The following is a 22,620-nucleotide window of genomic DNA, read 5'->3' as shown; positions in this document are numbered from 1 at the left end:
CAAAACCGCTTTTTCTTTCAGATGTTGTTTCAGACGGCCTCCGCCCACTTTGGACGACATGCCAATATTTCCCTATAAACCGGACAGGTTGCCACATGCGCGCCGGGCAGGTAGCCGGTACTCATCAGAAATTCGCCGACAATTTCGCCGCCGACAAATTTGAAATGTTTTTTAAACAGTTTCACCCATTCAGCCTTGTCGAGCGGATGGTTCGCATCCAGCCAGTTTTTGAATGAGCCGTATTCTTGCTGTATTTGTTTGATTTGTCGCGCGTTATAGATGGCTGCGTTGATTTTCAGGCGGTTGCGGACGATGCCTGCATCGGCAAGCAACCGCTCAATATCGGCTTCATCAAATGCGGCGACCGTATCGATGTCAAAACCTTTAAATGCCGTCTGAAATGCCTGCTGCTTCTTCAGCATCAGCGTCCAGCTTAATCCTGCCTGATTGATTTCCAACACCAGCCGCTCAAACAATTCATTGTCGTCCTCAATCGGAAAACCGTATTGCGTGTCGTGATAATGTTTGTTGGGGTTGTCCGTATCGTCAGGAAGCGTGTCGACAAATTCGCAGTAATTCATGTTTGCTGAGGAAAAATTGAAACAAAGGCCGTCTGAAAGCATTTTTCAGACGACCTAAGACCTGCAATATCAAACAGGCGCAAAACCTGTTTGGATGTTTGCAAAAATCAAGCTACTTCGCCTGCGTATTGTTCGGCAGTCAACAGACCGTCGTAATCGGCAGGGTTGGCAGGTTTGATTTTGAAGAACCAGCCTGCGCCGTAAGGATCGCTGTTGGCAGTTTCCGGCGCGCTTGGCAAATCTTCGTTGACGGCAACGATTTCGCCTGCAATCGGAGCGTATACGTCAGATGCGGCTTTTACAGACTCAACCACACCGGCTTGCTCTTCGGCAGCCAGGTTTGCGCCGACTTCAGGCAACTCGACAAACACGATGTCGCCCAACAGCTCTTGCGCGTGATGGGTAATGCCGACGGTGATGGTGCCGTCTTCTTCAAGGCGCAGCCATTCGTGGCTGGCAACGTATTTCAGTTCTGCTGGGATGTTGCTCATGGTTTGATACTCCATTGATAGGGGGTTATTTTCGGACGGCATCTGCTCAGCTTAGCGTGCGCAGATACCTCGTGCGATTAATTCTTCCAAGCGTCCATAATGGACGGCAATCATATTGTTTTTATCTTGTTCCAATTTTTGCTTTTGGGCGGAAGGAAGTTTAGGGGATGCAGAATAATCCAAATATGCTTCGTTTATCTTGCGCTTGTTACTTGCCATTACGCCGCTTGCGCGGAATACAACGATTCCTTGTTTGGACCTCATATTGTCTGCAACGGCAATCTTCAGGCCTTTGCTGCGGTAATCTGCACAAATGCCTGTAACAGCCGATACTTTATCCACTTCAACTGTTCCTGCATAACGGCTGAACGCAAACAATGTAAATGATTTCGCTTGCGACAATGATTTCAGGTCGGAAACACGGCTTCTACCCTTATTATCTTGCACGGCAATACTCAAATCATCATTCATGCGGATAATATCAAGAGCATATTCCCCGTCTATCATCACCTCGCCGGCAATCTTTCCATTGCCGCCAATGGTTTTCATAAATGTTGCAGTACGGGATTTTCCTTCTGTATCGAAAAACATCAATCCGCGCTCGCCGGCAGACGAAGCGCAAGCCGATAACATCAATAACAACAATAAACTGCCAAAGGTTGCCTTCATAGGAAATAACAATTCCTTAAAACCTGCTTTCAGACGGCCCTTAACAAAAAAGGCCGTCTGAACCGATATTAATCAAACTGTTTCTGTCCGTTGCGTACAAACGGCAGCTTCAGTACGCGTACGTCCACTTCTTTGCCGCGCATCAGCACTTTGGCGATATCGCCGTCAAAATCTTTCGGTACGCGAGCGATGGCGATGGATTGTTTCAGGCTTGGAGAGAATACGCCGCTGGTGGTTTCGCCTTGGCCTTTGTCGGTCAACACTTCCATATGCGCGCGCAGGATGCCGCCTTTTTCGAGCAACAGGCCGACCTGTTTGACGGCAACGCCTTTTTCTTTCAATGCCAGCAAGGCGGCTTTGCCGACGAAATCGCGGCTTTCGTCTTTCAAATCAACGGTCCAGCCCATACCTGCCTCGAGCGGGCTGGTGTCGTCGTCCATATCGTTGCCGTAGAGGTTCATACCGGCTTCCATGCGCAGGGTGTCGCGTGCTCCGAGACCGCAAGGCTGTACGCCTGCTGCTTGCAAGGCTTTGAAGAATGCGACGGCTTCAGTACCCGGCAGAATCACTTCAACGCCGTCTTCGCCGGTATAGCCTGTACGGGCGACAAACCAGTCGTTGCCCAAGTCTGCACCTTGGAACGGTTTGAGGTTATGGACGACATCCGCCCATTCAGGTTTGACGGTCAGGAGTTTTTCGATGGCTTTAGGACCTTGTACGGCGAGCATGCCAAGGTCGTAGCGCGGATTGAAGGCAACGCCGAACTCTTGTCCGACTTTGTGGAATTGCGCCGTGTCTTTTTCGCGGGTCGCGCCGTTGGACACGATGCGGTATTGGGTTTCGGCTTCGTTGGTGCGGTAAACGATCAAATCGTCAATCACGCCGCCGTTGTCGTTGAGCAAAGCGGAATAAAGGGCTTTGCCGACAAAAGCGAGTTTGGCGACATCGTTGGCAATCAATTTGCGGAAAAAGGCTTTGGCATTTGCGCCTGCTACGTCGGTAACGAGCATGTGTGATACGTCGAACATACCGGCGTCGGTGCGCACGGCTTCGTGTTCGGCGATTTGCGAACCATAATGGATGGGCAGCTCCCAGCCGGCAAAATCTACCAGCTTCGCGCCTGCATCTTGATGGGCTTGATGAAATGGGGTGGTTTTCAGAGCAGTCATTCTCAAGTTTCTCCGGATTTTTTGTTCAGATGCCGCCCGCGCACTTGTCGCGGATGACCCTATCTGTCCTTGAACCTGAGATTTTCGGCCGTATCCGCATGATGGCAAACCAGTCTGCTCACTGCTTTGCGCGGTTGTCTGAATGGTGGTTCAGACGGCCTTCTCCCCTTCGGTGGACGTTATTCCAACGCCGCTCTCCAGATTGTTTGTTTCAATGTGCAGTCCCTGATACCTGAGCGATTTAAGGGTGTCTGCGCCTTCGGTGGTTACATTGTAGTTGGGTGTAACACTCTCCTGCACATTCCCCGATTATGTCTTGAATCGGCAGTTTGGGCAAGTAGCCGACGAATATTTATGATGTGAATATTCATCTTTTTATTGGGGCGGCAAAACCTGAGCCTTTATAAAATTGTTAGCCATGCGGCAAATGTTTTTGCAAAAGTCTCAAGGCCGTCTGAAGCCCTTACCCGTTTTTCCTATATAATTCTGTTTTTTCGATTTATCTGCGTCCATCATGAACCGCCTCAAACGCATCAAAACCATCCTCTGCACGCTCTACCGCTACCGCCTTGCCGAGCTGATTGCCTCGCTGGTCCGTCCGGGTTGGGCGCGGACTTTCCTCAATATGCTGCCGCAGTCGTCCAAGTTCAAACACGAAATGCCTGCCGTGCGCCTGCGTTTGGCGTTGGAAAGCCTGGGGCCGATTTTCATCAAATTCGGGCAGGTATTGTCCACGCGTCCCGATTTGATTCCGCACGATTACGCGGTCGAACTGGCAAGGCTGCAAGACAAAGTGCCGCCGTTTGACGCGCAACTTTCACGCTCGCAAATCGAAAAATCACTGGGACAATCCATCGACACTTTATACGCGGAATTTGAAACAGAGCCTGTCGCCAGCGCGTCCATCGCCCAAGTACACAAAGCCCGCCTGCATTCGGGCGAACAGGTCGCCGTGAAAGTCTTGCGCCCCAACCTTTTGCCCGTTATCGAACAGGATTTGTCGCTGATGCGCTTTGGTGCAGGCTGGGTGGAGCGTTTGTTTTCAGACGGCAAGCGTTTGAAGCCGCGCGAAGTAGTGGCCGAATTTGACAAATACCTGCACGACGAATTGGACTTGATGCGCGAAGCCGCCAATGCCAGCCAGCTCGGTCGCAATTTCCAAAACAGCGATATGCTGATTGTGCCGAAGGTGTTTTACGACTACTGCACCAGCGACGTGCTGACCATCGAATGGATGGACGGCACTCCGGTATCCGATATTGCCAAACTCAAAGCCGACGGCATTGATTTGCACAAACTTGCCGATTACGGCGTGGAAATCTTCTTCACGCAAGTTTTCCGCGACGGCTTTTTCCATGCGGATATGCACCCCGGCAATATTTTGGTCGCCGCCGACAACCGCTACATTGCCCTCGATTTCGGCATCGTCGGCACGTTGACCGACTACGACAAACGCTATCTCGCCATCAACTTCCTCGCATTCTTCAACCGCGATTACCACCGCGTCGCTACCGCCCACATCGAATCGGGCTGGGTGCCTGCCGACACGCGCGCGGAAGAATTGGAAGCGGCTGTCCGCGCCGTGTGCGAACCGGTGTTCAACAAACCGATTTCGCAAATTTCCTTCGGCTTGGTACTGATGCGCCTGTTTGAAGTCAGCCGTCGCTTCAATGTCGAAATCCAGCCGCAGCTTGTATTGCTGCAAAAAACGCTGCTCAACATCGAAGGTTTGGGCCGCCAACTCGATCCCGATTTGGATTTGTGGAAAACCGCCAAACCGTTTTTGGTGCGTTGGATGAACGAACAGGTCGGCCCCAAAGCCCTTTGGCGCAACCTCAAAAACGAAGCCCCCGACTGGGCGCAAATCATTCCTTCCCTGCCGCGTAAAATCAGCGCGCTGGTTGATGAAAACCGCCAACAGGAAATGCGTGATGCCTATGTACATCTGGTCAAAGTACAGCAACGCCAAAGCCTGTGGCTGGGTGTGATTGCGGTTGTTTTGCTGCTGATTTTGCTGTTTAAGTAAACCGTAATACAGCTTTAAACGACATAATAAAGGCCGTCTGAAATCTGATTTTCAGACGGCCTTTTATATACCAAACCTATTCTTTTTTCTCGTGCTGAACATTTCCGCTTTCGGCTTCGATATGCCGTCTGAAGCGCAAACCTGCGGCATGGTAAAACGGATGCGGCGAGAATTGGCGCGATACTTGCGAAGCGAAGATGCAAGTCAGCAACATCCAAAACAATAAATTCTGTCCGCCCGTCATTTCCATTACCACCACGGCGGCGGTCAACGGCGATTGGGTCGCGGCGGCAAGGAATGCGGCCATGCAGAGCAAAACCGCGACATTGGATGCGTCGCCCAGTTGCGCGAAAGAAGCCATGTGTTCGCCTATCATCGCACCGATGGTTAACGATGGCGTGAAAATACCGCCGGGAATACCTGCCCAGTAGCTGAACACGGTCGCCGCCCATTTTGCGGCGGCCAAGCCGAACGGCGCTTCATACGCACCTTTAAGAGCGGCTGCGGCTTCGTGATAGCCCGTGCCATAGGTTTTACCTTGATAAAACGTACCGAGCAGCGCCAGCAAGATACCCATTGCAAAAGCGACCACCAACAAATGACGGCGGATGAAACTGCGCCAGCGTACCGGTGCGAATGCCGCCGCGCCGCGATACAAAAAGCTGCCGAACAATCCGCCTGCCACGCCGCAGACGATGCCCGACACCACGGCCCACATCAGCATGTTTGGCAGCTCATGTCCTTGAAAACCTGAGAAATACGGGTTGTTGCCCTGTATCGCCACTTGAATGAAACCGGCTGCCAACACGCCCATCAGGATTTGGCGTTCCCAACGCAAAATCACGCCGCGCCCCAATTCTTCGATGGCAAACACCACGCCGGCCAAAGGCGCGTTAAACGCCGCCGCCAAACCGCCTGCTGCGCCTGCGGCAATCAAATCGTTTTCCTGCATGCCCCTAAACGCCAGCCCGTGCTTTTTACACCACGCGCCCCAAGCGTTCATGACCGCCGCGCCCACTTGTACAGACGGCCCTTCCCTGCCGATCGACGCCCCCAAAATCATGCCCAAAAACGTCAGCGGAATTTTAAAAAAGGTTTCGCCCAGACGAATCAAACGGGTTTTCTGCGCGCCATACGGCAAAGACAAAGAAGCTATAACCTGCGGAATACCGCTGCCGGAAGTGTACGGCGCAAATTTGCGCGTAAACCACGCCAAAAGTGGCAAACCCAGCGGCAAAGCCACCCACGCAAACCACGGATATTTTCCCACTAACAAAGCGTTCCATTCCAAAGCCAAATCCGCCAAGTACGCAAACATCAAAGCCGTCAGGGCAACCAGTGCCGAACCTGCCAGCAAAAACAGAAAGGCAATGCTCTTTTTGGACAGGCGTTTGGTTTGGCGGATTTTGTGGGCGAGGCGCGCCGCCCAAGTCTGTGGAAATTTCATAATAGGCACGCAGTCAATGTGTTCAGACGGCCTTGATACTTTTCTCAAAGGCCGTCTGAAAACAAGGATAAAGGTTTTTAAGAACGGTAATCCGCGTTAATCGACACATACTCGTGCGACAAATCGCAGGTATAGACGGCCGCCGTCGTATCGCCGCGTTGCAAATCGATGCGGACGGTAATTTCCGGACGATTCATCACGGCTTGTCCTGCTTCTTCGGTATAGCTTTCCGCACGGCCGCCGTTTTCAGCCACCAACACGTCATCCAGCCACATTTTCAAAGCATCGACGTCCAAGTCTTCAATACCGGCATAGCCGACGGCTGCCAACAGACGGCCCAAGTTCGGGTCGGAGGCAAAGAAAGCAGTTTTCACCAAAGGCGAATGGGCGACGGCATAAGCCACTTTGCGCGCCTCTTCGCGAGTTTTCGCATTTTGCACTTCAACCGTGATGAACTTGGTTGCGCCCTCGCCATCACGGACAATAGCCTGCGCCAATTCCAAGGCCAGCGAACCGAGCAAGGCTTTGAGCTGCGCATAGCGCGGATCGGCGGTATTGTCGATTTCGCTCTGACCGCAACGGCCTGTCGCCATAATCACGAAGCTGTCATTGGTACTGGTATCGCCGTCCACGGTAATCGTATTGAAACTTTCGTCTGCGATTTCTTGCGTCATCAGCTGCAAAATCGGTTGGGACACTTTGGCATCAGTAGCGATAAACGACAACATAGTCGCCATATTCGGATGAATCATGCCCGAACCTTTGGCGATGCCGGTGGCGCGGACTGTGTGCTTTTCGCCGACCAAGCCTTTGCGTGAAGCAGCTTTCGGTACAGTATCCGTCGTCATGATGGCACGCGCCGCGTCCGACCAAAATGCAGGGCGCACTTGCGGCAAAGCGGCCACGATTTTATCCACAGGCAAGGGTTCCAAAATCACGCCGGTTGAAAACGGCATGATTTGATTGGATTGGCAGCCGACCTGTTCCGCCACCGCCGCACACACTTTAACCGCGTCCAGACGACCTTGCGCGCCGGTACCCGCATTGGCATTGCCCGTATTGATGACTAAGGCACACACGCCGTCTTGGTCAAACAGATGCGACTTGGCGATATGCACCGGCGCGGCGCAGAAACGGTTTTGCGTAAACACCGCGCCCACCGTATGCCCGCCGCCCAACACCATCAGCGTCAAATCGTCGCGGTCTTGTTGCTTGATGCCGGCACGACCTGTAAACAGACGGATGCCGTCGATTTCCAACAATTCGTCTGCACGTTTTTCAGTCAAATTTACAGCCATATCATTTTCTCCTGTTTACACTATTTTCAGACGGCCTAAACGCTATACGCCCAATAAGGGAATCAAGATAGGAACCAATATCGCCGTCAACACGCCGTTGAGCGTCAAGCCCAGGCCGGCATATGCGGCCATACGGCGGCCGTATTCCAAAGACGCCGCAATACCCATCGCATGTGAGGCCGTACCCAAAGACATTCCCACTGAAGAAGGCATATACAACGCCCCTTTCAACACTTTATATCCGGCCATCTGGCCAAAAAGTCCGGCAATAATCACCGTTGCCGCTGTAATCGCCGGAATACCGCCGACCGATGCCGTGATTTCAATCGCAATCGGGTTGGTCACGGATTTGGAAGCCAGCGACAGAATCACTTCGCGCGAAGCGCCCAGCCATTTGGCAAAATACACGCCTGTAACAATACCTGTTACGCTGCCCGCCAACTGAGACAACACCACCGGCAACCACTGGCTGCGGATACGGTCCCAATTTCGATAAAGCGGCACCGCCAGCAACACAACTGCCGGTTTCAACCAAAAATCAATAAAGTGCGAAGCAGAATGGTACAGCTCGTAATCAATGGAAAATACCTTCAAATACCCCATCAACACCAGCGTACTGATCAATACCGGATTACACAGCACATTCCCCGTGCGCGCCCGAATCTGCACCGCCAAAGCATATACGGCCAAAGTCAGGAACAGCATGACCGAGGGCATGCGCAACAGCCCGTCTATGTTCATCACACCCACCTCCTGACCCACTCATGCACTTTACCTGTCACCAACAATACGCAGATCGTACTGCCGATTGTGGCCGTCAAAATCGAAAACCAGTCGTTTGCAATCACATCTAAATAGCTGATGACGGCCACGCAAGGCGGCACCAAAAATAAAGTCAGGTTTGCCATCAAAATATCTGCCAGTTCTCCCACCCAAGACAATTTGACCCAGCCGGCCTGAAGCGCGGCAAACAGCAAACCCATGCCGACAATGCTGCCCGGCAGCTTCAACCCCAAAATCCAAACGGCCGCCTCGCCCAAAGCCAAGCAACCCAATACCACCAATAAGGCACGAATAATATTCATTAAGCCGGTTTCTCCTTATCCTTTTTCAGACGGCCTCAAAAAATTTATTAATCATTGAATCATATCGTGCCACAGGCCGTCTGAAAAGGGAAGAAACGCCTTCCTTCAAGTTTAATAAAAGATAAGTATGATTACTCTAGCGGATTGGCTTAGGCAATATTGAAACCCTTACCCTGCTTTTTGTCTTTAACGGCCGCCGCAAACCGGACAGTCGGGATTGCGTCTCACTCCGTATTGCCGCCATTGTCCGCTCAATGCATTGTAGGTAGAAAGTTTGCCGTGCGACAGCGTACCGATACCGATCAGCACTTTAAGCGCTTCGGCGGCTTGGGTCGTTCCGATAACGCCGACCAATGGCGAAAAAACGCCAAACAATGCACAAGCGCCGTCGCTGGCTTGTTCGCCATCAAACAGGCAGGCATAGCAGGGCGTATCGGGAAGATCGGGACGGTACACGGCGATTTGTCCGTCAAAGCCGACGGCCGCGGCGGAAACCAAAGGCGTGCGCGTGGCAACGGCGGCGCGGTTGACCGCCTGCCGCGTGGGATAATTGTCGGAACAATCGAGGATGATGTCGGCTGCGTTTGCCAATTCGACCAGCCTGGCCTCATCGAGAAATTCGGCAATGGCTGTAATGTGTGTTTGGCTGTTGATCTGTTTCAGACGGCCTTGCATCACCAAAGCCTTGTTTTTACCGATGTCGGCTTCGGTAAATGTGATTTGGCGTTGAAGGTTGGTCTCGTCAATGGTATCGGCATCGGCAATCGTCAGGCGGCCGATGCCGGCGGCGGCAAGATACGGCAAGGTCGCCGCACCCAGCCCGCCGCAACCGACAACGAGCGCATGGGCGGCCAAAAGTTTTTCTTGGCCTTCGATACCGATTTCATCAAGCAGGATATGGCGGCTGAACCGCAAAAGTTGTTGATCGTTCATCATAACAATAAGGCCGTCTGAAACCCAATGTTCAGACGGCCTGAGTGATTTAGAAATTAATATTTTCGTAGGCGTTGTCAAACAGGAAAGGACGGCCTTCGCTGCTGGTCTCGGATTCGAGGCGGATGCCGCTGAGCATCATATTGCGGTCAACGTCTTTCATCATGTCGTAAACGCTCAAGAGTGCCAAATTTAGGCCGGTCAGGGCTTCGGTGGCAATGCTACCGTTGCTGTTCGCTTGGACGGTCAATGTGGCCTTCAGGCAGGCCAGCTCAACGTTAATATCGAAATCAACCTGCACGCCGATGATGCGGCCGGGCAGGTGCAGCGGAATCAGGTTGGCGGTCTGTTTGATGCTCTGAATGGCGGCAACGCGGGCGATGGTCAGGATACTTGCCTTTTCGGTGGCATTCTCTATCAACACCCTTACCGCCTGCTGGCTCATGTTGACGGTGCCGACGGCGACGGCGGTGTGTTGTTCAGGAAAATCGGGCTGGTTGGGAAATTCAATCATGGGTTTCTCGCCTCTGTTTTGATGGGCAATATTTTACGGCATTTTACAGACAGCGACCACGCGGCGGATACGGACGGCTGTTTTCCGGTTTGAAATGTATCGGACGGCAGCATTGGCAGTTTACAAAAATTTGCTATACAATGGATTCACGATACACCCAAATTAACATTTAAATAAGAGAAAAATCATGCAACTGCATATCTTAAATAATCCAAAAGATGCCGCTCTGGCGGCGGATGCGGAATTTTTAAAACAGTCTCTTTTCAATCTGCTGCATGAGGAAGCGTCGCCTTTGGTGGTCGAAACCGTTAAGTTATTATCGACTTCAGACGACAGCGCTGCCTTGATTGAAAAGGTGTTGCCGCAATTAGATGAACAACAAACCCACGATTTAACCCTGGCCTGCGGCCTGTTCGCACAGATTTTGAACATCGCCGAAGACGTACACCACGAACGCCGCCGCCAAATCCACGAAGAGGCCGGACACAACAGTGCCGAAGGCAGCCTGACGGAAACCGTGCGCAAGCTCAAAGCCGGAAAAGTCAACGGCAAAGCGGTGCAACAACAACTGGACAACACGGTCGTTACCGCCGTTTTGACCGCGCACCCGACCGAAGTGCAACGCCAAACCGTCTTGAGCTTCAACCGCCGCATCCGCGCGCTGCTGCCGCAACGCGAACGCTGCACTAATCCTGATGCGCTGGCTCAGTTGCGCCGCGAAATCGACACCGTGCTTTTGGGCTTGTGGCAGACCAGCGAAACGCGCCGCCACAAACTTAGCGTCAACGACGAAATCAACAACGGTGTATCCATCTTCCCAATGAGCTTCTTTGAAGCCCTGCCCAAACTCTACCGCACAATGGAACGTGATTTTCAGACAGCCTATCCCGGCGTCCGCGTTCCGAATATCCTTAAAATCGGCGGCTGGATCGGCGGCGACCGCGACGGCAACCCGTTCGTTTCTGCCGAAACCTTGCGTTTTGCGTTCAGACGGCATGCCGACGCAGTGTTCCGTTTCTATCGCGGCGAACTCGACAAACTTTACCGCGAATTGCCACTCTCCATCCGCCGCGTCAAAGTCAACGACGACGTGATGGCACTGGCCGCCCTCTCGCCTGACGAAGAAATCGCCCGCACCGAAGAACCCTACCGCCGCGCCATCGCCTACATCATGGCACGCGCCATGGGCAAGGCACGCTCACTCGGTTTGGGCATGGGCTGCAAATTCGGCTTCCTCGAGCCTTATGCCACGGTCGAAGAGTTCCTCAACGACCTGAAAAAACTGCAACGCTCGCTCCACGAAAACGGCAGCCAACTGCTGGCAGAAGGCCGTCTGGCCGACATTATCCGCAGCGTGTCCGTGTTCGGCTTCCACATGATGCCGCTCGACCTGCGCCAACACGCAGGCAAACACGCCGATGTGGTTGCCGAGCTTTTCCAACACGCAGGCTTGGAAGACTACAACAGCCTGAACGAAGAGCAAAAACAAACCGCCCTGTTGCGCGAATTGAGCCATCAACGTCCGCTGTACAGCCCATTCATCACATACAGCGACCATACCCGCCACGAATTGGCGATTTTCAACGAAGCGCGCAAAATCAAAGACGAATTCGGCGAAGATGCCGTTACGCAAAGCATTATTTCCAACTGCGAACAACCCAGCGACCTGCTCGCCTTGGCATTGCTGCTGAAAGAAAGCGGCCTGTTGGTGGTAGAAAACGGCAAACCGCACAGCCGCATCAATATCGTGCCTCTGTTTGAAACCATCGAAGCACTCGAAAACGCCTGTCCGGTCATGGAAACCATGTTCCGCCTCGACTGGTATGACGCCCTGCTCGAAAGCCGCGGCAACATCCAAGAAATCATGCTCGGCTACTCCGACTCCAACAAAGACGGCGGCTACGTTACCAGCTCATGGTGTCTGTATCAGGCCGAATTGGGCTTGGTCGAACTCTTCAAAAAATACGATGTCCGCATGCGCCTGTTCCACGGCCGCGGCGGCAGCGTAGGTCGTGGCGGTGGCCCTTCTTACCAAGCTATTTTGGCGCAACCTGCAGGCAGTGTTGCCGGACAAATCCGCATTACCGAGCAAGGCGAAGTCATTACCGCCAAATACGCCGACCCGGGCAATGCCCAACGCAACTTGGAAACCTTGGTTGCCGCGACTTTGGAAGCCAGCATCCTGCCGGACAAAAAAGACCCTGATGCCAAACTGATGCAGGATTTGTCGGACGTATCGTTCAAATACTACCGCGAACTGATTACCCACCCCGACTTCATCGACTACTTCCTGCAAACCAGCCCGATTCAGGAAATCGCCACCCTCAACCTCGGCAGCCGTCCCGCCAGCCGCAAAACCTTGGCGCGGATTCAAGACTTGCGTGCAATTCCGTGGGTATTCTCATGGATGCAAAACCGCCTCATGCTGCCGGCTTGGTACGGTTTCGGCAGCGCAGTGGAAACCTTGTGCGAAGGCAAACCCGAAACACTCGCCGCCCTGCGCGAACACGCCCAAAACAACCCGTTCTTCCAAGCCATGCTCTCCAACATGGAACAAGTAATGGCGAAAACCGACATCACCTTGGCGGAAAACTATGCCGGCTTGAGCGAATCGCCCGATAAAGCAAAAGTCATCTTCGGCATGATTAAGGAAGAATACCAACGCAGCCGCAAAGCACTGCTCGACTTGTTGCAAACCGAAGAGCTCCTGCGCGACAACCGCAGCCTCGCCCGTTCGCTTGCCTTGAGGATTCCATACCTGAACGCCCTCAACGGCCTGCAAGTTGCCATGCTCAAACGCCTGCGCAAAGAGCCCGACAATCCGCACGCCCTGCTGATGGTTCACTTGACGATCAATGGCGTGGCGCAAGGTTTGCGTAATACCGGTTAAGGCAGCACGGAAAAAAGGCCGTCTGAAACAGTTTTCAGACGGCCTTTAAACTAACTGCGAACCGCGGCAAAGGCTTTACCCACAAGCCTCATAATGTTTCTTAACCTGCTTGCCACTCTTACCCTATTCATTTCACTTGCCCTGTATTTCAAACCATTACTGGCAACAGCAGATAATACACTGAAAAATCAAATTATTAACTTAATTATGGCAACCGCTTCAGCATGATGGATGATCGACCTACTGACATACCTTACCACGGCACCACCCCATACGCCGCACAATACGCTTTCAGACAATCCTGAGGCCGTCTGAAAACAAAAACATCTCACACCAAGGCAACTATCATTATGTTTGACATTGTATTTATCTTGTTATTCGGCAGGCTTCAGCCCCACAAAACACCCGATTCATCCGACACACCCGTCCCTTTTGGGCATTCGGCGACAGGCTCGGCTTTAATTTATTTATGCATACGCATAGGGATAATCATCCTTCATGATTCGATTTCCGAAGCCATTGACAGCCTCCCCCTCATTCTGTTTCAAACAATCTGTATGTTCGGCTGTCTGGTTTTGTATTTCAAAATGTTGCGTACCGCATCCGACCCGAAATACCGGCAGATGATTTATTGGGTACTGGGCATTCTTTCAGGTTTGATCTTAAGCCTCCTGTCCGAAAAATTGTTTTATTTAACGGCTTTATTCATTTACTCATTCTTCGGAAGAACAATAAGCTGAATGCCTGCCCTCTTTTTTCAAACGGCCTTTTATCATAAGAACACACCAGCATTGCGGCTGTGTTGAGTACCTCCACAATATGCTATAATCCGCCGTTAAACTTTTATCTTTTCAGGAAAAACCATGAGCTTGAAATGCGGCATCGTCGGTTTGCCCAACGTCGGCAAATCCACCCTCTTTAACGCGCTGACCCAATCGGGTATCGAAGCGGCAAACTATCCTTTCTGTACCATCGAACCCAACGTCGGCATCGTTGAAGTCCCCGATCCGCGTATGGCCGAATTGGCAAAAATCGTTAATCCGCAAAAAATGCAGCCCGCCATCGTCGAATTTGTCGACATCGCCGGTTTGGTTGCAGGCGCGAGCAAAGGTGAAGGCTTGGGCAACCAGTTCCTCGCCAACATCCGCGAGACTGATGCGATTGTTAACGTTGTACGTTGCTTTGACGACGACAACATCGTCCACGTTGCAGGCAAAGTCGATCCGATCGCAGACATCGAAACCATCGGCACCGAGTTGGCACTGGCTGACTTGGCCAGCGTCGAAAAAGCCATCGTCCGCGAAGAAAAACGCGCACGCTCAGGCGATAAAGACGCACAAAAACTGGTCGATCTGTGCAAAAAACTGCTGCCGCATTTGGACGAAGGCAAGCCTGTACGCTCCTTCGGTTTGGACGCAGAAGAACTTGCCATGCTCAAACCGCTGTTCTTGCTGACTGCCAAACCTGCCATGTACGTCGGCAACGTTTCCGAAGACGGTTTTGAAAACAACCCGCACCTCGACCGTCTGAAAGAATTAGCTGCAAAAGAAAACGCACCGGTTGTGGCTGTATGCGCCGCAATGGAAAGCGAAATCGCCGAATTGGAAGACGACGAAAAAGCCGAATTCCTCGCCGAAATGGGCTTGGAAGAACCGGGCTTGAACCGCCTGATTCGTGCCGGCTACGACCTCTTGGGCCTGCAAACCTACTTTACCGCCGGTGTCAAAGAAGTCCGCGCCTGGACCATCCGCAAAGGCGACACCGCCCCGCAAGCCGCCGGCGTCATCCACACTGACTTCGAACGCGGCTTCATCCGCGCCCAAGTCATTTCCTACGACGATTTTGTGTCGCTCGGCGGCGAAGCCAAAGCCAAAGAAGCCGGCAAAATGCGCGTGGAAGGCAAGGAATATGTCGTGCAAGACGGCGATGTGATGCACTTTTTGTTTAACGTGTAAAACTTTATACAAGGGAAAACTCAAAGAAAAGAGCCTATTTCAAAAAGAGGCTCTTTGTTATAAGATAGATTTTCCCCACCTACCAGATCAAAAGGTGAGATTATGCCATCCTCTATTTACACTTTAGCAGATACTATTCTTGATATTCAATCTACTGCACTCTCTAATCTACAACTACAAAAGCTTACTTATTTTTGTTATGGTATTGCATTAGCTAAAGAAATGAAACTACTTAATGTAGAAAACCCCTTTGAAGCATGGCCCTTAGGACCTGTTAATAGAGACTTATATTTTTCTTTACGGCAATTTCAAGATGGTTCCATTCCAAGAGATTATATTCATCACCTTTCTTATGTCTATAATCACAATACCTATACAACCGAAGAACGTGATGTGATTGCAGAAACATTAAAAAAAATAGGACATCTATCTGCTTTCAAATTAGTAGATTTAAGCCATCTACCAGATTCTCCTTGGGATATAACATTTAAAAACGGAGCGGGCAATGGAGATATTATCCCTGATCATTTAATCCGAAATTATTTTAGTAGCTAAAGAGAAGATTTTCATGCAAGAACCTCACTTAGGCAACCTTTTGGATAATCTTGAAAAATTACTTGAACAAGCTAACCAAACACCAAAATCTCAAGATGCCTTAGATGATTCTCAAGAACGCAGAAATAAGCTTTATGAAGATCGAGTAGTTGTTTTTTTGGATATCCTAGGATTCAAAGATTTCATTAGGAAAAGCCAGGATGCTGAAAATCTCGATAACTTAATTTTTGCATTGGAACAGCCTAAAAATCCAAGTGCTAACAAATTTATTAGTACTTGGAAAATTGAGAAAACACCAGATGATTACGACGACAAACTAACTACATTCTCTGATTTTTTTGCGTTTTCTGTCCCATTAAAAGTTGATGAAAATGGCAGGTTGACTGTTGAGGGAGCAGAAAATTTAGCACTTCTCATTTATACTTCATTTTTTCGAGCTAGAGAGTTGCTAACGCATGGTTTTTTGTGTAGAGGGGGAATTTCAGCAGGACTGCTTTATCATGATGACAACAATGAAAATCAAATATTATTTGGTCCTGCATTTAATAGAGCCTATCAACTAGAATCTGAGTTGGCTTCAATTCCTCGGATTATATTAGATAGCAAAGTAAAAAATCTTATTTACGATTATAATAAGTCTCCTGATAATGCTTCTTGTAAATTTTATAAATTATTTGATGCTCATATAAAGCAGGCTATTGATGGTCCTGCTTATATTGATATTTTTGCAGATTTTTATACAAAAACAGAGAGTGCTTATCCTACTTATTTAGATATAGATAAAGATATTATTGCCATTCGTGACCATTTATGTAAAAAGCTTCAAAATTCTACGGATAATCCTCACGTATTTCACAAAATATCCTCAATTAGTAGGTTATTCAATAAAGCGTTAAAAGATTCAGGTAGAGGTCACAATCAATCTCTCCTAGTTCCTAGCGAATACTTACCAGAATAGTTAAAGACGAATAAATGAACGTATTAAAAGACTTACAATCGCGCGACCTTATCGCGCAAACCACCGACATCGAAGCCTTAGATGCTTTGTTGAACGAACAAAAAATCTCCCTCTACTGCGGTTTCGACCCGACCGCCGACAGCCTGCATATCGGCCACTTGCTGCCCGTGTTGGCCTTGCGCCGTTTCCAACAGGCGGGGCATACGCCGATTGCCTTGGTGGGTGGCGCAACCGGCATGATCGGCGACCCCAGCTTCAAAGCAACCGAGCGCAGCTTGAATTCCGCCGAAACCGTTGCCGGCTGGGTAGAAAGCATCCGCAACCAACTGAAACCGTTTTTGAGCTTTGAAGGCGAAAACGCCGCCATTATGGCGAACAACGCCGACTGGTTCGGCAGCATGAACTGCCTCGATTTCCTGCGCGACATCGGCAAGCATTTTTCCGTCAACTCTATGCTGAACAAGGAATCCGTCAAACAGCGTATCGAGCGCGACGATGTGGGCATTTCCTTCACCGAGTTTGCCTATTCCCTGCTGCAAGGCTACGACTTTGCCGAATTGAACAAGCGTCACGGTGCGGTTTTGGAAATCGGCGGCTCCGACCAATGGGGCAACATCACTGCCGGTATCGATTTGACCCGCCGCCTGCACCAAAAACAAGTATTCGGTCTGACCCTGCCTCTGGTAACCAAATCAGACGGTACCAAATTCGGCAAAACCGAAGGCGGCGCAGTATGGTTGAACGCGAAGAAAACTTCTCCGTATCAGTTCTACCAATTCTGGCTGAAAGTCGCCGATGCCGATGTGTACAAATTCCTGAAATACTTTACCTTCCTGTCTATCGAAGAAATCGACGCCATCGAAGCTAAAGATAAAGCCAGCGGCACCAAGCCAGAAGCGCAACGCATTCTCGCCGAAGAAATGACCCGTCTGATTCACGGCGAAGAAGCCCTTGCCGCCGCCCAACGCATTTCTGAAAGCCTGTTTGCCGAAGACCAAAGCCATCTTACTGAAAGCGACTTCGAGCAGCTGGCACTCGACGGCCTGCCGACTTTTGAAGTTTCCGAGAGCCTCAACGTGGTAGAGACTTTGGTAAAAACCGGTTTGGCGTCTTCCAACAAAGAAGCGCGCGGTTTTGTAAATAGCAAAGCGGTTTTGCTCAACGGCAAACCTGCTGAAGCCAACAATCCGAACCATGCCGCTGAAAAACCTGACGATGCCTACATGCTGACCGACGAACACAAACGTTTCGGCAAATACACCATCGTCCGCCGCGGCAAACGCAACCACGCTTTGTTGGTTTGGAAATAATCTTGAAACATTAAACGCATCGTTTAAAACAATCATGCCGTCTGAAATCAGCCACGCTTTTTTCAGACGGCATTTTCTATTGATGATATTCAGTTTTCCCAAAAAGAAAGGACAGGTATTACACCAGCCCTTCTATAAAGCCAATTTCCTTAAGAAACTTTTATCCCGTACTTACTGCAAACGCTCATTTTCTTGGCGTACGACATTCACCACATCCGCGCCAAACAAAGCGTTGACATCGGTTTCATCAAACACATACTTGCTATGGCAGAAATCGCAATCGATTTGAATACTGCCTTGTTCTGCCACCACGCCGCCGACTTCCTGACCGCCAAGCATCAACAGCATATCGCTGACTTTGCCGCGGGAACAGGTGCAGGCAAATTCAATGGCTTCCGGTTCAAAAACGCGGGGCGGGGTTTCATGGTAAAGGCGGTAAAGGGCATGATGCGCATCCAAACCGGTCAATTCTTGCGGAGTAAGCGTTTGCGCAAGCGTGGTCACATGCTCCCAAGCGGCATCATCCAATTCTTCTTCCGGCAGACGTTGCAACAATAATGCGCCTGCAGCTTGGTCATCGGCGGCAAGCGTAATATAGGTATCGAGCTGCTCGGAACGTTTCATATAGTTGACCAGCATTTGCGCAATGCTGTCGCCTTCCAGCGGGACAACACCTTGCCATGGGTCAGCATCTTTAGGCTGATGAGTCAAAACGAACACGCTGTTTTCGCCCAACAGCGCAGTCAGGCTTTCATCATCATGGATTTCAGCAGTTTCGTCCCAACGCGCGGTAGCACGGACAGTATTTTCAGAAGTCGCTTCCACCACCAACATTTTCAGACGGCCCTGACCTTGAACCTGAACAATCAGCGCGCCTTCGTTTTTAAGGTTGGCAGACAATAAAGCACCGGAGGCCAACAATTCGCCCAATGCGCGACGGATGGCGACAGGATAATGTTTTTGGTTGACGATGTGGTGCCAAACCTTTTCAAGGCGGATGTGCATGCCGCGGATAGGCATATCGTCGAAGATAAAGCGTGTACGGATATCGCTGTGATTTTGTGTCATGTCATTCTCTGAAAATAAATCAATGAATGCCGCTTATATGGTTGCAGCGGCGGATAAATCAAGCGAAACCGTGTTTGATGTTTTTCTAGTTTGTTTGGAAACAAGGGTTTAACGCAAAATAACAGCAGTTTTTTTGCCAAAAAGACGGTTTTTTAATACAATCAAGCAGATAACAAGAGAATGATACGGGATAACATCTCAGAAACCGGCAATGTGCCTGCAATCGGCAGGGAATGCCTTCTGAAACGGAAGTTTTTATAATGAATTTTTTACTCCGGCTCGCAGCAGTTTGGACTTCGGTCGCCATGCTCGCGAGCGTCAATTTTTCTTACGCCGATGATTTGGAAAACCTGATTACCACCCGTCAGCGTGTTTTAAACCAATTCAACGACAACGCCAACGTTTACGGCAATACGCGTCAGGCAACCCCTGTCCACCCCGTCAATACACACTCCGCTCCAAGCAACAATACGCGCGCACCCTCAGGCAATGCAGACGAATTGATCGGCAGCGCCATGGGCTTGCTCGGCGTAGCCTACCGCTACGGCGGTACATCAGCCTCTACCGGCTTTGACTGCAGCGGCTTCATGCAACACATCTTTAAACGCGCCATGGGCGTAAATCTGCCGCGCACCTCTGCCGAACAGGCGCAAATGGGCGTTGCCGTGAACCGTTCCGAGTTGCAGCCGGGTGACATGGTCTTTTTCCGCACCATGGGTCGCGGCCGTATTTCCCACGTCGGCCTTTACATCGGCAACAACAATTTCATTCACGCGCCGAGAACGGGCAAACGTATCGAAATTACCAGCCTCGGCCACAAATATTGGAGCGCGAAATACGCCTTTGCCCGCCGCGTGAAGAAAAACGATCCATCCCGTTTCTTGAATTGAGGTACACGATGGCAATGCCGCAAATGCCCAAATGGTATGACGACGACGGTCAGATTGTTTCCTGCACCGAAAAAGTCAAAGTCATGACCGAAAACTTGAACGAACTGTACCAAATAGCGCAGGACGCATTTGAAGACGCGCTGCTGATGGGTTGCTCCGAAAAACAGTTGCGCGAATACTTCCGCGACTTAATGGCCGGACTGGAAAACCCTTATCAAAAAAACGGGTAGTTATTCGATCCATACAAAAAAGGCCGTCTGAAAGTTTTTCAGACGGCCTTTTTTATCGGGCAGATCCCCTACCCTATTGCTAACATTCCACCACGCGCACGGATACCGGTATGGCTTTTTTCTGCAAAGTAATGGCCAAGCCTGCGAGTGAGGTTTCTTTGTAGGTTGCCTTCATATCACGGCCGGTTTGCAGCATGGTTTGAATCACTTCATCAAGTGAGACTTTTTTGTCTGTACCGTCTTCCAAAAGCGCGAGGGTGGCGAGCTTGAGGGCTTTTTCGGCGGCGATACCGTTGCGCTCGATACAGGGGATTTGCACCAAGCCACCGACAGGATCACAGGTCAGGCCCAAGTGGTGTTCCATGGCCATTTCGGCGGCGTTTTCCACTTGTTTCGGGGTACCACCGATAACTTCGGCGTATGCGCCTGCCGCCATGGAACATGCCACGCCGACTTCGCCTTGGCAGCCAACGTCCGCGCCGGAAATCGATGCGTTGGTTTTATACAAAATGCCGATGGCACCGGCAGTCAGCAGGAAGTCCTCTACACGCGATTGGTTGGCGTGGGGATTAAATTTGCGGAAATAGTGTAAGACGGCAGGAATAATGCCTGCCGCTCCGTTGGTGGGTGCAGTTACGACGCGGCCGCCAGCGGCGTTTTCTTCATTGACCGCCATGGCGTACACCATCGGCCAAAGTTGGGTATTGACGATTTCGCTCTCGCGTAGGACTTTAAGTTTGGCTGCCAACTGCGGCGCGCGGCGGCGGACGTTCAAGCCGCCAGGCAGCTGCCCTTCCGCGCCCAAGCCGCGCTTGATGCAGTTTTCCATCACATCGGCTACGGCAGCCACACGGCGGCGCACTTCCACTTCATCGCAACCTGCCAACGCTGCTTCATTGGCCAACACGACTTCGGAAATATTCAACTGGTTCAGACGGCATTGTGCCAGCAACTCGTCGCAGTTTTTGTAAGGATAGGGCACGTCCGAATTTTCATGCGCCTCTTGTGCAAACCCTTCGTCTGTTACGATAAAACCGCCGCCAACCGAATAATAGATCTGTTCTTTCAGCTTCAGGCCGTCTGAATTATAGGCGATAAAGTTCAAACCATTCGGATGTTTGGGCAACACTTTGTCGCCGCGGATATCCAAATCTTTTTCAGGATTGAAGGCTATTTCACGGCCGTTGAGTTTTAAAACGTGTTGCGTGCGGATACGTTCCAAGCGTTGGGGGATGTCCGCAAGCGGGATATCATGCGGCAGGCTGCCTTCCAAACCGAGCAATAATGCGTCGAATGTGCCGTGTCCGATTCCGGTCAAGGCAAGCGAGCCGTACACTTCAATGACAATGCGTGCCACTTGTGTATCCAAGTTTTCGGCATGCAGCAAATCAGCAAAGGCGGCCGCAGCCTTCATCGGGCCGACGGTGTGCGAGCTGGACGGGCCGATGCCAATTTTGAAAATATCAAAGATGCTGATCATAATTTTCCTATTATTGTGTGTGCGGGCTGTGTTTTTCAGACGGCGTTAAGGCCTAAAGAGGAATCTTGTGCGCCGCTTGCCAATGCAAGTACCAGATGTCCGACAGTCATCAAAGGATCGCCTGCTTCCGGCGAGGTGTATTTCAGCATCAGCGGTTTTTTACGCAAGGGGTCGTAACGGCTGATTCTACAATGCGTGTCTTCCAAACTTGTAGAACCGGCGCGGTATCTGTATGCCAACAGCCGTAAATCGTTCAAGTCCATTTTCATGCCGTTGTCCAACAATTCGCGCAACTGGTTTTCCCAGGCAATATCGGTACTTCCGTCTTTAATGGCAATCAAGATGGACTTTTCGAGGATTTTTTTGATGTGCTGGTTCAAGGAGCGGATTGGGAAATGCCCCAGCCACAACAAATCGGTCTCCGCAAATTGGGCGGAAAACTGCTCGATAAACCAGGAATGCAAGCCTCGATAATCCGGCGAATGAAACAGGGTTGATTTAACCTTGTTGCCATCTTTATCCAACATGTAATGGCAGCCGATAATCACACTGCAAGATTCGGCAGCCCATCTGGGGATAATGACTTTGGGGGTAAAGAGCGTTTCGAGGCGCTGCTCGGTAAATTGAGCGGTGAAATCGGGATTGTATTGCAACGATGTCGGCAAATAGCCGCGCCAAAGGTACATGCCGATCCTGTTTTCGCCGATGACATCCAAAAGTTGTTCCAGCATGATACGGCTAGGACATGAAATAAATTCGTCCGCATCCAGCGGAAAAACGAAATCTATCGCTTCATCTTTTGCTACAAGCTGCTTCATAAGCAGGTTTACCAATTGCTCTTGATTGTACTTGAGCGCTTGATATTGATAGATAAATATCGGCAAACCTTCTTCTTTCAATTGAATCAGGATTTCCCTTGTTCCATCGCTGCTGCCGTGATCGATGATGTGCATTTCATCCATCAGCTCGAGATTATGACGGACAAACGATTCGATCACGTCGTTTTCGTTGCGCACCATGCTGATGCTGATTAGTTTTTTTCCCATAAATTATGCAATGTATTGATAGGTT

Annotated in this window: 22 protein-coding genes and 1 riboswitch; of the genes, 9 read left to right on the top strand and 13 right to left on the bottom strand. The window is 50.6% G+C overall.

Translation table 11 applies throughout. The features are described from left to right. Window positions 1-29: 29 nt before the first annotated feature. The 4 genes from ACTHTK_RS06990 to gcvT form a co-directional block, all read right to left on the bottom strand. Complete coding sequence (locus tag ACTHTK_RS06990) at window positions 30-581, bottom strand: DNA-3-methyladenine glycosylase I (protein WP_314459282.1); 552 nt, start codon at window positions 579-581, stop codon at window positions 30-32. Between the two features lie 107 nt (window positions 582-688). Beyond that, a complete protein-coding gene (gene gcvH / locus ACTHTK_RS06985) occupies window positions 689-1,087 on the bottom strand; it encodes a glycine cleavage system protein GcvH (RefSeq protein WP_063068454.1) in 399 nt (132 codons plus the stop codon). 36 nt (window positions 1,088-1,123) lie between these two features. Next, window positions 1,124-1,663 carry a hypothetical protein gene (locus ACTHTK_RS06980; protein WP_440378570.1) on the bottom strand — a complete coding sequence of 180 codons (540 nt, stop codon included), beginning with the start codon at window positions 1,661-1,663 and terminating at the stop codon, window positions 1,124-1,126. A gap of 146 nt (window positions 1,664-1,809) precedes the next feature. Further along, window positions 1,810-2,910, bottom strand: a complete 1,101-nt coding sequence (gcvT, locus tag ACTHTK_RS06975; RefSeq protein WP_440378530.1) for a glycine cleavage system aminomethyltransferase GcvT — start codon at window positions 2,908-2,910, stop codon at window positions 1,810-1,812. A gap of 209 nt (window positions 2,911-3,119) precedes the next feature. Next, window positions 3,120-3,217, bottom strand: a riboswitch (glycine riboswitch). Between the two features lie 207 nt (window positions 3,218-3,424). Between gcvT and ubiB the strand changes: the two genes are divergently transcribed. Continuing rightward, entirely contained in the window at window positions 3,425-4,936 is a 1,512-nt protein-coding gene (gene ubiB, locus ACTHTK_RS06970) for a ubiquinone biosynthesis regulatory protein kinase UbiB (RefSeq protein WP_070649421.1), read from the top strand. Window positions 4,937-5,012: 76 nt separating this feature from the next. Here the strand turns inward: ubiB and ACTHTK_RS06965 are convergent, their stop codons facing one another. The 6 genes from ACTHTK_RS06965 to ACTHTK_RS06940 form a co-directional block, all read right to left on the bottom strand. After that, complete coding sequence (locus ACTHTK_RS06965) at window positions 5,013-6,383, bottom strand: chloride channel protein (protein ID WP_107724075.1); 1,371 nt, start codon at window positions 6,381-6,383, stop codon at window positions 5,013-5,015. A gap of 77 nt (window positions 6,384-6,460) precedes the next feature. After that, window positions 6,461-7,681, bottom strand: coding sequence for a bifunctional glutamate N-acetyltransferase/amino-acid acetyltransferase ArgJ (gene argJ / locus ACTHTK_RS06960; RefSeq protein ID WP_107724074.1), 1,221 nt, complete (start codon window positions 7,679-7,681; stop codon window positions 6,461-6,463). Between the two features lie 42 nt (window positions 7,682-7,723). Then, window positions 7,724-8,422 (bottom strand): LrgB family protein, encoded by a 699-nt coding sequence (locus ACTHTK_RS06955; RefSeq protein WP_371459879.1) that lies wholly within the window; start codon window positions 8,420-8,422, stop codon window positions 7,724-7,726. Further along, window positions 8,422-8,766: a CidA/LrgA family protein gene (locus ACTHTK_RS06950; protein WP_107724073.1), complete on the bottom strand. Its 345-nt coding sequence runs from the start codon at window positions 8,764-8,766 to the stop codon at window positions 8,422-8,424. Before ACTHTK_RS06950 ends, ACTHTK_RS06955 begins: the two co-directional genes overlap by 1 nt. A gap of 186 nt (window positions 8,767-8,952) precedes the next feature. Further along, window positions 8,953-9,699: a HesA/MoeB/ThiF family protein gene (locus ACTHTK_RS06945; RefSeq protein ID WP_199903881.1), complete on the bottom strand. Its 747-nt coding sequence runs from the start codon at window positions 9,697-9,699 to the stop codon at window positions 8,953-8,955. Between the two features lie 49 nt (window positions 9,700-9,748). Beyond that, entirely contained in the window at window positions 9,749-10,213 is a 465-nt protein-coding gene (locus ACTHTK_RS06940) for a cyclic pyranopterin monophosphate synthase MoaC (RefSeq protein WP_107724071.1), read from the bottom strand. 187 nt (window positions 10,214-10,400) lie between these two features. Here ACTHTK_RS06940 and ppc point away from each other — a divergent pair, with 187 nt between their 5' ends. The 6 genes from ppc to tyrS all read left to right on the top strand — a co-directional run bounded on the left by ppc (window position 10,401) and on the right by tyrS (window position 17,881). Then, entirely contained in the window at window positions 10,401-13,103 is a 2,703-nt protein-coding gene (ppc, locus tag ACTHTK_RS06935; RefSeq protein WP_107724070.1) for a phosphoenolpyruvate carboxylase, read from the top strand. 350 nt (window positions 13,104-13,453) lie between these two features. Then, window positions 13,454-13,843: a hypothetical protein gene (locus ACTHTK_RS06930; protein ID WP_107724069.1), complete on the top strand. Its 390-nt coding sequence runs from the start codon at window positions 13,454-13,456 to the stop codon at window positions 13,841-13,843. 123 nt (window positions 13,844-13,966) lie between these two features. Further along, window positions 13,967-15,058, top strand: a complete 1,092-nt coding sequence (gene ychF, locus ACTHTK_RS06925) for a redox-regulated ATPase YchF (protein WP_107724068.1) — start codon at window positions 13,967-13,969, stop codon at window positions 15,056-15,058. Window positions 15,059-15,160: 102 nt separating this feature from the next. Continuing rightward, window positions 15,161-15,613, top strand: a complete 453-nt coding sequence (locus tag ACTHTK_RS06920; protein ID WP_107724067.1) for a Panacea domain-containing protein — start codon at window positions 15,161-15,163, stop codon at window positions 15,611-15,613. Between the two features lie 13 nt (window positions 15,614-15,626). Then, a complete protein-coding gene (locus tag ACTHTK_RS06915) occupies window positions 15,627-16,571 on the top strand; it encodes a hypothetical protein (protein WP_107724066.1) in 945 nt (314 codons plus the stop codon). Window positions 16,572-16,585: 14 nt separating this feature from the next. Next, a complete protein-coding gene (gene tyrS, locus ACTHTK_RS06910) occupies window positions 16,586-17,881 on the top strand; it encodes a tyrosine--tRNA ligase (RefSeq protein WP_107724065.1) in 1,296 nt (431 codons plus the stop codon). Between the two features lie 171 nt (window positions 17,882-18,052). Here the strand turns inward: tyrS and hslO are convergent, their stop codons facing one another. Then, complete coding sequence (gene hslO / locus ACTHTK_RS06905; protein ID WP_107724064.1) at window positions 18,053-18,949, bottom strand: Hsp33 family molecular chaperone HslO; 897 nt, start codon at window positions 18,947-18,949, stop codon at window positions 18,053-18,055. A 260-nt stretch (window positions 18,950-19,209) separates the two neighbouring features. Here hslO and ACTHTK_RS06900 point away from each other — a divergent pair, with 260 nt between their 5' ends. Further along, the gene (locus ACTHTK_RS06900; protein WP_107724063.1) at window positions 19,210-19,839 is read left to right on the top strand and encodes a C40 family peptidase; all 630 of its coding nucleotides are present in this window, start codon (window positions 19,210-19,212) and stop codon (window positions 19,837-19,839) included. 8 nt (window positions 19,840-19,847) lie between these two features. Beyond that, entirely contained in the window at window positions 19,848-20,069 is a 222-nt protein-coding gene (locus ACTHTK_RS06895; RefSeq protein WP_004519529.1) for a hypothetical protein, read from the top strand. Between the two features lie 79 nt (window positions 20,070-20,148). Here the strand turns inward: ACTHTK_RS06895 and ACTHTK_RS06890 are convergent, their stop codons facing one another. Then, a complete protein-coding gene (locus ACTHTK_RS06890) occupies window positions 20,149-21,549 on the bottom strand; it encodes an L-serine ammonia-lyase (protein WP_107724062.1) in 1,401 nt (466 codons plus the stop codon). Between the two features lie 35 nt (window positions 21,550-21,584). Continuing rightward, entirely contained in the window at window positions 21,585-22,595 is a 1,011-nt protein-coding gene (locus ACTHTK_RS06885; RefSeq protein ID WP_440378529.1) for a glycosyltransferase family 2 protein, read from the bottom strand. Between the last annotated feature and the right edge of the window lie 25 nt (window positions 22,596-22,620).

The organism is Neisseria sp. P0006.S009, assembly GCF_051962915.1.
Taxonomy (GTDB): domain Bacteria; phylum Pseudomonadota; class Gammaproteobacteria; order Burkholderiales; family Neisseriaceae; genus Neisseria; species Neisseria subflava_E.
The sequence above is the reverse complement of the archived record's forward strand: the minus strand, read 5'-3'. Positions and strand labels throughout refer to the sequence as shown.